At 34.3% G+C, this 12,319-nt stretch carries 15 protein-coding genes and 2 pseudogenes; 2 read left to right on the forward strand and 15 right to left on the reverse strand.

Translation table 11 applies throughout. The features are described 5' to 3' along the window. Positions 1–43: 43 nt before the first annotated feature. The 4 genes and pseudogenes from B9Y54_RS13080 to B9Y54_RS00725 all read right to left on the reverse strand — a co-directional run bounded on the left by B9Y54_RS13080 (position 44) and on the right by B9Y54_RS00725 (position 1,466). A pseudogene (locus tag B9Y54_RS13080) lies at positions 44–328 on the reverse strand (GreA/GreB family elongation factor). A 250-nt stretch (positions 329–578) separates the two neighbouring features. Then, on the reverse strand, positions 579–860 hold the full coding sequence (locus B9Y54_RS00715; RefSeq protein ID WP_085558526.1) for a hypothetical protein: 282 nt from the start codon (positions 858–860) through the stop codon (positions 579–581). Between the two features lie 34 nt (positions 861–894). Then, positions 895–1,140, reverse strand: coding sequence for a hypothetical protein (locus tag B9Y54_RS00720; protein WP_143062490.1), 246 nt, complete (start codon positions 1,138–1,140; stop codon positions 895–897). A gap of 20 nt (positions 1,141–1,160) precedes the next feature. Next, a complete protein-coding gene (locus B9Y54_RS00725; RefSeq protein WP_085558528.1) occupies positions 1,161–1,466 on the reverse strand; it encodes a CBS domain-containing protein in 306 nt (101 codons plus the stop codon). A 359-nt stretch (positions 1,467–1,825) separates the two neighbouring features. Between B9Y54_RS00725 and B9Y54_RS00735 the strand changes: the two genes are divergently transcribed. Further along, the gene (locus B9Y54_RS00735) at positions 1,826–3,283 is read left to right on the forward strand and encodes a WD40/YVTN/BNR-like repeat-containing protein (RefSeq protein ID WP_234987762.1); all 1,458 of its coding nucleotides are present in this window, start codon (positions 1,826–1,828) and stop codon (positions 3,281–3,283) included. Positions 3,284–3,778: 495 nt separating this feature from the next. On the opposite strand, the pseudogene B9Y54_RS12885 reads toward B9Y54_RS00735, so the two are convergent. From B9Y54_RS12885 to B9Y54_RS00755, 4 genes and pseudogenes are all read right to left on the reverse strand, one after another. Then, positions 3,779–3,931: pseudogene (locus B9Y54_RS12885) on the reverse strand (hypothetical protein); the annotation flags it as partial. A gap of 15 nt (positions 3,932–3,946) precedes the next feature. After that, positions 3,947–4,141, reverse strand: a complete 195-nt coding sequence (locus B9Y54_RS00745; protein WP_143313949.1) for a hypothetical protein — start codon at positions 4,139–4,141, stop codon at positions 3,947–3,949. Positions 4,142–4,257: 116 nt separating this feature from the next. Then, positions 4,258–4,518, reverse strand: a complete 261-nt coding sequence (locus tag B9Y54_RS00750) for a tetratricopeptide repeat protein (RefSeq protein WP_085558532.1) — start codon at positions 4,516–4,518, stop codon at positions 4,258–4,260. Between the two features lie 3 nt (positions 4,519–4,521). Continuing rightward, positions 4,522–4,824 (reverse strand): hypothetical protein, encoded by a 303-nt coding sequence (locus B9Y54_RS00755; RefSeq protein WP_085558533.1) that lies wholly within the window; start codon positions 4,822–4,824, stop codon positions 4,522–4,524. A 413-nt stretch (positions 4,825–5,237) separates the two neighbouring features. On the opposite strand from B9Y54_RS00755, the gene B9Y54_RS13085 reads away from it, so the two are divergent. Continuing rightward, a complete protein-coding gene (locus B9Y54_RS13085; protein ID WP_085560467.1) occupies positions 5,238–5,435 on the forward strand; it encodes a zinc-binding dehydrogenase in 198 nt (65 codons plus the stop codon). 253 nt (positions 5,436–5,688) lie between these two features. Here the strand turns inward: B9Y54_RS13085 and phoU are convergent, their stop codons facing one another. From phoU to thiD, 7 genes are all read right to left on the reverse strand, one after another. Next, positions 5,689–6,372, reverse strand: coding sequence for a phosphate signaling complex protein PhoU (gene phoU, locus B9Y54_RS00765; RefSeq protein ID WP_085558534.1), 684 nt, complete (start codon positions 6,370–6,372; stop codon positions 5,689–5,691). Between the two features lie 66 nt (positions 6,373–6,438). After that, a complete protein-coding gene (pstB, locus tag B9Y54_RS12115) occupies positions 6,439–7,212 on the reverse strand; it encodes a phosphate ABC transporter ATP-binding protein PstB (RefSeq protein WP_090005092.1) in 774 nt (257 codons plus the stop codon). Between the two features lie 15 nt (positions 7,213–7,227). Continuing rightward, a complete protein-coding gene (gene pstA, locus B9Y54_RS12120; protein ID WP_090005093.1) occupies positions 7,228–8,106 on the reverse strand; it encodes a phosphate ABC transporter permease PstA in 879 nt (292 codons plus the stop codon). Beyond that, a complete protein-coding gene (pstC, locus tag B9Y54_RS00775) occupies positions 8,106–9,035 on the reverse strand; it encodes a phosphate ABC transporter permease subunit PstC (RefSeq protein ID WP_085558535.1) in 930 nt (309 codons plus the stop codon). The genes pstA and pstC overlap by 1 nt, the downstream gene beginning before the upstream one ends. A 142-nt stretch (positions 9,036–9,177) precedes the next feature. Continuing rightward, positions 9,178–10,119 carry a PstS family phosphate ABC transporter substrate-binding protein gene (locus B9Y54_RS00780; protein ID WP_085558536.1) on the reverse strand — a complete coding sequence of 314 codons (942 nt, stop codon included), beginning with the start codon at positions 10,117–10,119 and terminating at the stop codon, positions 9,178–9,180. 258 nt (positions 10,120–10,377) lie between these two features. Beyond that, the gene (locus B9Y54_RS00785; RefSeq protein WP_085558537.1) at positions 10,378–10,761 is read right to left on the reverse strand and encodes a transposase family protein; all 384 of its coding nucleotides are present in this window, start codon (positions 10,759–10,761) and stop codon (positions 10,378–10,380) included. 294 nt (positions 10,762–11,055) lie between these two features. Next, the gene (gene thiD / locus B9Y54_RS00790; protein ID WP_085558538.1) at positions 11,056–11,847 is read right to left on the reverse strand and encodes a bifunctional hydroxymethylpyrimidine kinase/phosphomethylpyrimidine kinase; all 792 of its coding nucleotides are present in this window, start codon (positions 11,845–11,847) and stop codon (positions 11,056–11,058) included. Positions 11,848–12,319: the final 472 nt, after the last annotated feature.

A 12,319-nucleotide genomic window follows, 5' to 3' on the forward strand; every position in this document is an offset into this window, starting at 1 on the left:
CTAGAATGTTAGTGTATCAAAAAATAAAGAAGTCTTTAATATCTTACCGAATACCAACAACTTTCACTTTAATCTCCCCAGAAGGAATGTCTATGGATACTTCATCGTTTACTTTACTTCCTAATAAACTTTTTCAGATAGGTGACTCTATTGAAATTTTATACTCTATGGGATTAACTTCTAGCGCACCAACAATGGTATAGTTTTCTTCTTCTCCACCAGGTAACTCTATAAAGGTTACGGTACTTCCGATTCTTACTATTGGAAATTTTTCATTCTTAGGATCAATTAGTTCTGAATGATTAAGCGTATTTTCAATTAATGTTATTTAATTTTGTAATAAAGATCGTTTCTTAAACACATCATCAAAGGTTGCAACTTCTGAAGAATGACAAAAACTACGTAGCTATTTGATTTCATTAGTTAGTTCTTTTTGTTTTTCCACTTTTAAATATATTAACTTTTCTTCTAGCTCTTTTTTACCTACTGCTGTCATAGGATACTTCTCTACCATAAAATAGGACTCTCCTTTTTGTAACCTAGCTCGTTTCTATTCTGTTAGAGAAACCACGATTATTTTAACTAATGTAGTTTAAAAATTCTTTTATCATTTCTTCATCAATTTCTCCGCTTTCTAATTCAGAAAAATAATTGTGAAATTGGAAAAGAATCTCGTCTGTATCGTTTAAATGGTCTAATTCTTTCTTTGTTAAAAAATCAAGATCATGCATAAAAAAAACTTCTGCATTTTCATAAGTCGTTATCTTAAACGCTTGGTCATAAATCATTTGTTTGTCTTTTTTTAACAGTTCGTTTTTGAATGCAGTCATTTCATTTTGGATTTTATTTTGTAGTGTCATTTTTTTTCTTCCTCTTTCTTTAAAGGTAACATCCTTATTTATTTTTCACTATTTCTGGAATATCCCAAGGCGTCATTATTCCGACAATATTAGTGGGTGACTTGATGTGTTCATTTTTTGAAATAAGTAAGACATAAGCTGTTTTACCTTCTTTTATTCTTTTATTAAAGATAGCTTCAACATCAAAGATTGATTTACTTTCATTGACTACTTCGTATAATCGTTTTTCTTCATGTGCACCCAATACTTCCTCAATCGTACTATCTTTAATTGAAATCAAATCTTCAGAAATAGCGTTTGCTAAAAATTTGTAATCCCATTTTCAGATACAATACCGACAAGTTTGTTGTCATTAAATACGGGAAACTGAGAATAACTTTTTTCTTTTACTTTTTTTAGAACTAAACTTAGTTTATCGCCTTGGTCAAATGTTACAACCTCGCTTAAAAACAAGTCTTTTACTTTTTTGGGATGTTTAATTTTTTCAGTAATCATCTCAATTTCTTCTATTAATAAACTACTAGGCGTTGCTATTGCTTCTTCTCCGCTAACTGTTTTATGAATCAATAAGTTTCTAAATTCACGAAAAAAGTCTAAGCTGTCCATATAACTAAGAATTACTTTATCTTTTTGGAATCGAGCTATTCCTCATAACGAACCAAAATCGGTCTCTGCTGACTTATTTATCTTTTTAACAACCACTTCTTGAAGTTTATTAAACGCATTATAAAATCGTGATATATTTTCACTAGTTTCGTTAAAGGAAGCGGTGTCAACTAACTTGTCTATTGATTCTATTATACCAATAACTAAGAGAGAATGTATATTGATTCTAGTTCTTTTTTTATGAGACAAATCCTTTCTTTTTCTTAAGAATACTTAACAACCATTGGTAAAAAAGACTAGACGTGATAGACTTATTCTGTTGTTTTAATACATTTTACAGCAAATGGAGTTGAACTAGTTTGATTAATAAGAATTACAAATGGCGTGCACTCGTTTTTAATCCTCTTGTCGTTATTGTCTATGGAATCGGATGCTACTACTTATCCTTATTTGCTAAGTACGGCGGTATTAGACTGAGAGTCCCCATTATCTTAATTATTTTTCTTAGCTTACTTCTTTGGTTTATTGGCTGCCTTTACTGGTATATGATAAACCGTTACGAAAAGAATACTAAAGAAAAGAAACCTTCCTATCATCTAAACCGATTTAGTCAGTTTATCTTTCTTTTAAGTGTGACTTCTCTTGTCTTGATTACACTTGCAACAGGTAAAAGTATCTACGAGAGTGGGACTCATTTAAATGGACGATTGGCTTTCGTCATTGATGAGTTAGTTAATAAACGAACGGTTCCTTTCAAGCATGATAATTTGTATCAAGAGGACTTAGATGGCTTATTTGAAGACCTAGAATCTAAAATTGATTTGCCTAAAGAACTGTATATCGATAATCACTTCGAATTGACCTTCAATAAAAAGGGAGAAATCACTTCTTTCTATAGCTTCTTATATGGTTTAAATGATAAGAGTGAAAAGAAAACTTTTTTAATCGATTATGACCGTTCAAAAAGCAAGAAGATAAACGTGGTTTTAAACGGATTTACTCATTCAACTTTTAATGAAACAGCTAGACTTCAGCCACTAATAGACGGTATAAAACATCTGCCTATCAAAGAAACCGTTAAGGATTGGGATGAAGAGACACTTGGCATCTACTATACGGGTTACCGTAACTGGGGATACAATGATAGCAGTATTCGTTATTTTGATAAAAGCGGAATGACTTTTCCGATAAAATCAACTGAAGAAGAAATAACTGGTTATACTATTTCTGTTTATACGCCTAATGAACCTAGTATAACACCCATACGCTTCATTGATTACTCCTTAATACGCTCTTCTCTACAAGAAAAAGTAGCGATAGATACTCATGAAACCAATGAAGATGAAACAGTCTTTTTAACTGAAAGAGTCGGTTACCAATTAAAGGTAGCCGATGCTGCTCTAGGTTCTCGTTTTTATGTATTGGATCAGACTACTGATGGAGGAGAGACTTGGGCAACAATTAATCCTGATCCTTTTTTAGGTGAAATAGGAATCAGTTCAGGAATAACGTTTATCACTAAAAATCTTGGCTTTATTGGACTATCTCATAGTGGATCTGATTATGCAGAACTGTATCGAACAGCGGATGGGGGTCGAACATTTAAGAAATTAACTTTCCCAGCTGTCGAAATTCCTTTAGCCGATACTAAAGAAGCCAATCCTTTTGATTTCCCAGGAGTTCCGTACAGAGAAAATGAGTCACTCTTTCTGCAAATAGGGCAAGGTGAGAATAGCGATTACCATGGTGGAAGTCAAGTCCTCTACCAGTCTGATGACGATGGAAAAACATGGAAGTATACTGCAGAGATTAAATAACTGTCTAGGGCTGACCTTTAAATGAAGGAATCTTTCATTCAGAAGTCAGCCCTTTTTTGTTTAGTTTTAAGTTAGACTCTAAATTGCTGAAAAGCTTTAGTTAGCATAGCATTCCTGACAAGCTAATAAGTTGTCTAGCTTGTCTAATTATTTTCGCTAAATGTTATAGAGATAACTTATACGTACTACCTGATTTTATTGTAGTTAGTCTGTTTTTCTATCAAGCTCTCGTAAAGCACTTTTTATTTCTTCTTATTCTTCTGGTAAAAATCTTTTATATAGATTTGTTTGTACTATTCCTTCGTTATTGGTAACAATATCAATAATTTTTAAGTTTATCATTCTAGATTGTGCTATTGTATAATTTCCTGCTTCAATAGCCTTTTCATAGCACTTGATAGCTTATCTATTATCTAACTTTATGCCTTTTCCATTTGCGTACATATCTGCAATCGCTAATACCCCTTCTTTATTTCCTAATTCAACTAACTTATCTTAGTATTTTTTCGATTCATTGTATTTGGCCATCTCTTCATGTAATTTACCTAATGCAAGAAAACCCTCTTCTTCATGACCTTCTAACTGTATCAACTCTTCATAAGACTCTTTTGCTTTGTCAAAATCTGATTGATTTTTATAGGCCTCACCTAAGCATTCTAAAACTTACACAGATCCTAATTTATAGGCTTTTTCAAACCACTTAATGTTATTTATGTCCTCTCTTTTATTTTCATCATAAATTAGTACACATCTTAAAACAACATCACTCTTACTTAGTTCTGCTGACTTTCTATACCATTCAATGGCTCCATTTATATTGTTCAAGCGCTCATCATCTATTTCTGCTACGAAATACATGGCCTGTTCATCTCGCAGGCCTTTTGTCTTAATGTACCAATTTATTACTACCTTGGACTCTTTCAAATGCTTATGATAAATCATTACGATTTAATTTATTGCATCAATACTTCCTGTTAATGCCTCTTCTTCGTACTGATTAACCGCTTTTTTATACCATTTAATTTCTTTGATCCGATTTTTTCTACTCCTAATCCTTGGTAATAAAATCTTTCTAACCAAAAAATTGCTTCATTTCCTTCAAGTTCTGCTACTTTCTGAAATAGACAAAATACTTTAGCATAATTCTGTTTTACACCTAGTCCTTTATAATAGAACTTCCCTAAATTAGTTCGTGCTATTAAATCATTTTCTTTTTTAATTACTAGGTGAATCATTTCCTATGCCATCTTATATTCTTCAGCGTCAAAACACATCATCCCAAATTGACTCACCGCTTCTGTGTTGCCGTACTTAATAGTGAGTCGATAAAGAGAACTAGCTTGTTTAATATGATTTATTCTTGAAAAATGATTATTAAAAGATAAATCTCCCAGATCTACCCTTGCTTTTGAATGATTATTTTCTATTAATCCTTCTAAATTTGAGAATAGTTCTTTATCTTCTTTTCGTAAATGCTTTCGAATATTATCAAGTATCGATATTTTCATTGTTTCATTTATATAACGTCTTCCTTCATTCATTCTCTTTTAATCAAATACATCTTTTTACAGATTGCTTTTCTTAACGTTACTACTTTATGTATTAAGTATCGGTCTTTGTATCTATCTGTTAGTAATTTCATCTGGTCTCTATCATCTCTCAACTTTAACAGCATTATAAAAAAAACAAGGAATGGAAGAAAACCATTTATTAAAAATAGAATTTGTTTTATACATATCCATGTATTATGTCTTTTTTATTGGTCTTGGATGAGTCATCTGAGTTCAGTATAAAAGATTTTTTTCTTTTCGAATAATTTAAACAAATTCGTGAAACAATTAATATTTCAGACAGCACTAATGTAACTAAATGAAGCTAAATCATCTGGCGCAGATAAAACAGATGTTATGGGTGAAGACTGGAAGGAAGCATTTGGTGAAAAAGTCGATTTGCTATTGATTCTGCAGGCGCAGCAACATTAAACAATTCATTAAGCACATTAAGACTTGGTGGAGCAATCGTTTTATTTGGTTCATCTACTGGTGATAAAGTAGAATTTAATTTACGTAACTTCTTTTATCGGCAGCACACATTAAAAAGCATTACCATGGGGAGTCAAGCAGAATCAGAAGAAATAATAGCGTATTCTTAAAAACATACTATCAGACCACTAATCGACAAAGTTTACGATTTCGAATATTATAAAAAAGCTTTTGAACGAGTAGGCTAAGCAAAATAAACGGGTAAATTTATATTAAAATTAGCAGACTAACTTATACCGCTATTACGACAAAAAGACAAACGATTTCATTCGGCATATTACATAAGCACGTATTAAAGAGGTATAAAAAAAAGAACCCACTCTGAGGAAGTCAAAATTCAGAGGAGGTCAAATCTGAACATAGTTAGAAAACGTTATTATCGAGTGTATTATGTGTATTTAATTCAGTGATTTTACCTGATTCAAGATAAACAATCCATTCGCATAAATTTGTCACGTAATCGCTGATACGTTCCAGATTTCCGGCTACAAAAATGTAATTAGCTGCACCAAATATTAACTCAGAATCTTTCTTCATTTCATTCAATGTTCTTTTTTGTAATTCGAAAGCAAGCTGATCGATTTTGTCGTCTTTTAGAGCAATTTTTTTAGCTTCTGTTACATCTGCTTCGATGAAAGCAGTTAAAGAACGTTCAACTAATTTCTTAACTTTTTCAGCCATTACCGCCAAGTCATTTTCAATATCCAAATTCTTTTTATTCCCTTTAACACGAATCGTTGCTTTGGCAATGTTAACCGCATGGTCTCCCATACGTTCTAAATCGGCACAAGCCTTCATGATGGTAATGATACGACGTAAATCACTGGTTACGGGCTGTTGCAAGGCAATGAGCTCAATAGATTTGGTTTCGATTTTTACTTGTTGTTCATTGATTAGGTGATCGTTATTCACGACTTTTTCAGCTATGGCTTTGTCATGGGCAACAAATCCCTTAACAGATAGATAGATTGATTCAGATACCATTAATCCCATCTGGTAAAACTGTGAATGCAGACTGTTTAGTTCTTCTTCGAATACTTTTCTCATGAAATAGACCACCTCTTATTTTTTTGAACTGTTATGCGTTTATTTGATTCTACTGACATTTGCTGTTTAACCGAACTTACCTGAAATATAATCATCTGTTCGTATGTCCTTAGGATTGGAATACATTTTTTCTGTTGAATCAAATTCAATGATTTCTCCATTTAAAAAGAAAGCTGTTTTATCCGATATTCGAGCAGCTTGTTGCATGTTATGTGTGACAATGATAATGCTGTAATTTTTCTTGAGTTCATGAATCAAGTCTTCTATTTTGGCAGTGGATAACGGATCGAGCGCTGAGGTTGGTTCATCCATCAGTATGACTTCTGGTTCTACAGCTAAAGCTCGAGCGATGCAAAGACGTTGCTGCTGACCTCCAGAAAGACTAAAGGCATTTTCACTTAATCTGTCTTTTACTTCATTCCATAACGCAGCACCTTTCAAGCCTCTTTCAACAACCTCATCTAGCGTCTTTTTATCTTTAATCCCATGAATACGGGGTCCATAAGCGACATTGTCATAGATGGATTTCGGGAAAGGATTGGGTTTTTGAAAAACCATCCCAACCTCTGTACGTAAAGCTTCTACTTTAGCGTCAGATTTAAAAATGTCCTCATTGTTATAGTGGATGGAGCCTTTCATTTTTACAGAAGGAACGAGCTCCACCATTCGGTTTAATGTTTTAATAAATGTTGATTTACCACATCCAGAGGGTCCAATTATTGCAACAACCTGTTTTTCAGGTATATCAATTGAGATATCTTTTAGTGCCTGTGTATCACCGTACCATAAGTTGAAATTTTTGACGGAATAGACAGACTGAATAGTTTCTTCTTTATTCATTATTTACCTCCTACATTAATAACGTTTTGAGTATTTATTACGAATAGCAATAGCCAGCGAATTCATCGCAATTAAAATAATGAGTAAGACTATGCTTCCGGCTGCGGCTACTGCTTGAAACTCTGCTTGGGGTCTGCTTGCCCAGCTGAAAATTTGAATAGGTAACACAGTAAAGCCATCTAATACGGAAGTTGGGGTATAGGCAATAAACGTCATTGCGCCAATCATCAACAGAGATGCTGTTTCACCGACACCTCTAGATAAGGATAGAATCGCTCCAGTTAATATTCCGGGTGTGGCTGCTGGAAGGACAACGGTTCGAATAATCTGCCATTTGGTTGCACCCATTGCATAAGCGGCCTCATACTGTTCTTGTGGAATAGATCGTATGGCCTCTTTTGAAGCGACGACTATGACCGGTAAAATAAGCAGAGACATGGTTAATCCTCCAGCTAAAATACTTCTACCCATTCCTAATATTCGAACAAATACTGTCAGACCAAGTAAACCAAATACAACGGAAGGCACTCCTGCTAAGTTTGCTATATTCAGTTCGATAAAACGGGTAAATTTATTTTTCGGTGCGTATTCTTCTAAATAAATGGATGTACCCACACCTAATATTAGAGAAACTGGTATCGTGATAGACATAACCCAAATAGTTCCGAGGATTGCAGCTTTAATTCCCGCATCTTCAGGTCTTCTTGATGCATAATTAGTGAAGAAATCAGTATTTAAATAGCCAATCCCTTGCGTAACAATTCGTATAATTAGAGTAGCTAGTACAATCATCCCAAAAAGAGTAGCTGTAAAGAAAATTCCTTTGGCCAGTTTATTTTTTGTAATTCTTTTAGATATTTGTTTTTCATCAGGTACAACAATTTTGTTTTTCATTAATAAACCTCCCTATATCGACGGGAAATATGATTGGCAAAGACATTCATGACTAAAGTAAAGAGGAACAGAGTCATCCCTACCGCATAGATACTATAATAAATAGTCGACCCAAACGTTGCATCCCCCATGCTGACTTGAACTATATAAGCAGTCATTGTCTGAATTGATTCAGTGGGAGTAAAACCTAAGTTTGGTGTGGATCCTGCTGCAGTGGCGACAATCATTGTTTCACCGATTGCACGTGATAGGCCTAAAACAAGCGAAGAAACAATCCCACTAAGTGAGCCGGGAATAACAATTTTCAAAGCAACTTCTAAACGTGTTGCACCTAAGGCCAATGCGCCATCTCGCATGGATTGGGGAACAGCATTCATCGCTTCTTGAGATAACGAAGTGATCTGGGGAATAATCATAATTCCTACAACTATACCCGGGCTTAAGGCATTAAAAATAGGTAAATCTGTGACAAACGTTCGTAATAAAGGCGTAACAAACGTTAAAGCAAACAACCCATAGACAACTGTCGGAACACCGGCTAATACTTCCAAGATAGGTTTCAATACTTTACGTCTTTGATCACTGGCGTATTCACTCAAATAAACGGCTGCAGCTAAACCAATTGGGATAGCAACTATCATCGCAATTACAGCAATGGTGAATGTGCCAGAAATTAATGGCCAAATACCATAACTGGGATCATTTCCGAAAAATGGGTACCATTCTGTGCCGGTTATGAAATCAATAAAAGAAACCTGCGTAAAAAACAAAAAGGTTTCTCTGAATAAAGTGAAAATGATTCCTACCGTTACAAGAATGGAGAGAGAAGCCATGAGTAAAAATAAGTTAGGCATTAATTTCTCGATTTTATTATGAGAGGATTGTTTAGCTCTATTTTGTTTAATCCTTTCACGTATAGTTGATTGCATGATGTAACACTCCTTAAACATAGGCAAAATGTCCATCGAGTGAGTCCGCGATGGATATTTTGCTGGATATTAATCTTTGTTATAACTATTTCTTACAAGTTTTTAATAGTAATCACTGATTTTTTCTGAAAGTTATAAAAATTTATCTTAAGCTTTCAAGCGTTTCTAGACCCTCTGTATAAATGGAATCATCAAGCGCTACGTATCCAACTTCAGTAGCCATTTCTCCGGCCATTTCCAATGTATACTTAGCAAATTCATAAGCCGTATCATTTTCTACAATAGATTCATTATTTACGTAGAAGAATAACGGTCTAGATAGAGGCTCGTAAGTGCCGTCTTGAACGGTCTCATCTGACGGTGTTATGACTTCCCCATTATTATTTTCGATGGGAACAATTTTAACGGTATCTTTATTTTCTACATAATATGCATATCCAAAGTAAGATAATGCATTTTCAGATCCTTTAGTACCTTGAACCAGCACGTTATCGTCTTCTGATAAAGACGCTTCTTTATTAATTTGCTCTCCGTCTAAGATGATTTCATCGAAATAATCGTATGTCCCGGAATCTGCCCCTGGGCTAAACAATAGAATTTTTTCATCTGGCCAGCCTTCTCTTACATCTGCCCATGTTTCGACGTCACTTTCTTCTAACCAAATGGATTTTAGTTCGTCAAGAGTTAAATAATCTACCCAATCATTTTCCGGATTAACAACGACTGATAATCCGTCAAGAGCTATTTGAAATTCAGTGTACTCAATGCCTGCGTCCGCAAGCAAAGCAGCTTCTTCTTTTTTCATTGGTCGAGAAGCATTCGTGATATCTGTTTCTCCAGCGATAAATTTTTCCATTCCTCCGCCAGTTCCTGATACACCAATAGTTGCTCGAGCTTCTGGGTTTACAATAGAGAATTCTTCAGCTACGCCCTCCATAATTGGAAAGACGGTTGATGATCCGTCAACCTGAACTGAACCAGTAATGCCTTCAGTTGTTTCGTCAGTCGATGTGTTTCCACATGCTGCTAAGAGAAGTACCATACTTAGTGATGCACCAATTTTTGCCAACCCACTCATTTTCATATAAAATCCCTCTTTCTCTTTATAAGTTGAACATCTCCTGTTCATACTTTCATAATAAACGACTAACATTGATTCCACGTAAATTGAATGTAAAGATTATGTAAATATTCATGATAGTTGAATTGGTGTGCAAGTATTTCTTATGTGAATATGCTTTATGTGACTTAAACTTAGTTAAATCACCAGGCTATTTAATCTGTCCTTGCTTTAAATAACACCACTTTACAGGTCCTTAAAAACTTCGTTTTTCTTATGCCGCTATTCAGGAAGTGCCTGCCCATAAGATTGATACCTTTTAGCTTCTTGATTAATGATACGTTGGACAATTACTTCTGAAACACTTCCGTCTCTAGCAATCGTCTTAATTGTTTGAGAATCTATCGCTTTGATTAAAATAAGCCCTTTGACTGTATCTGCAAGAAAGGACTTTTCTTTAACATTAAGTGTTTTAGCAGTAAAAGTTGAGTGACATGCTTTACACATGAATCGTTGTTTTTTCAATAATAAATAAGTCGGATAGATTCCAGACATTAGTAGTGTAATACGAGACAAGTGAGTTCCGTTCCGATAATGAGAATAGTTTTGATTGGGAGTATAACATTTAGGGCATGTCGATGGCGTATATGTTAATATTCCTTCAATAAATTTGCTTTTTTCCCTTTATATTGATTATATTTGACACAATTATTATTAAAATGGATATTTCCATCTTGAATATATAATACTTTTAGCCTAGCATTTGAAGTAGGCACGTGAGTTCCTCCTAGTGGTAAATTTTCGTCAATTATCATTCTGCAAGAAAAATCACTTGTTTTCTATTTATATGATATAAAAAAGAAAAATGACGTCAGTGAGTTTTTTACTCACCAACGTCATATATTGTACAACCGTTTTTTCTAAATTCGCTCAATACTCTAATGGTTTCTTTGTGTAGCTTTACTTGTTCTTGCTGATATTCCATATATGGTTAAGTGGCCCTTCTCCTTTCCCCAAATCAAGCATAGCCTTTAATGCGCCAGATATATAGTCTTTTGCTAGTTGGATTGATGTTTCCAAATCTATACCTTGAGCAAGCCCCACAGTGATTGCACTGGACAAAGTGCACCCGGTTCCATGAGTATTTTTATTGTCAATCCTCTCCCCAATAAACCAACGGTACTTATGGTTATGGTATAAAAGATCATTGGCATCGTTTAGGCCATGTCCACCTTTACAGAGAACAGCACATTCGTATTCTTCACTAATTATTTTCGCAGCTTTAATCATATCTTCTTTTGTTGTAATAGAAATCCCTGATAATATAGAAGCCTCCGGAATATTTGGTGTCAACAAAACTGCCTGACGAAACAAACATTTCTTTAGGGTTTCCATTGCATCTTCTTCAAGAAGTCTTGAACCACTAGTAGCGACCATTACTGGATCTACAACAATATTCTTCGCATTATAAAAGTTTAATTTTTCTGATATGATTTCAATTAGTTCGGCTGATGAAACCATGCCAATCTTAATTGCATCTGGATAAATATCAGTAAAAATACTATCCAACTGTTTACCTAAAAATTCTGGCGTGACATTCATAATTTCTGTAACACCCATTGTATTTTGCACAGTAAGTGCTGTAATTGCACTCATAGCATATACACCGTTTGCAGTCATCGTCTTAATATCAGCCTGAATGCCGGCGCCTCCACTAGGATCGCTTCCTGCAATTGTCAGTGCAGTCTTCATATTTTACCTCCATTTACTTTATTTACTTAAAAAAATATTAAAATTGCTTAGTTTTTTAAAATAGCTGTAACTGTTTTTCTTAATCTCTTCCCAATCTGCCGCTTGGTAATAATCAAATACATCAACTATCCTGAAGTCAGCTTTTTTTGCCGTCTGAATTACATGGAGTACATCTTAAAAAACCATGCGTTCTTGGTAAGTCCCTTCACATACCCAGCTGTTGCGAAAAATATATCCGTATTTGATTTGCTCGTACCTATTTCAGTACATGCAAATATTTCATCAAATTCACCGATGATATCTAGTCTTATAAAAACTCTTTCCACAAGATTCCTGCTACAAGCTAACACAGTAACTATTTTAACATTAAACTACTTCATATTTTTTATCACCTGTTTCACACCCTCCTTAAGTTGGACCTGGTTGTAATGAAAATTTTTCAAGAGCGTAATTAATTCCCGCTGTAATTTTA

The sequence above is a fragment of the Carnobacterium iners genome, assembly GCF_900177385.1.
Lineage (GTDB): Bacteria > Bacillota > Bacilli > Lactobacillales > Carnobacteriaceae > Carnobacterium_A > Carnobacterium_A iners.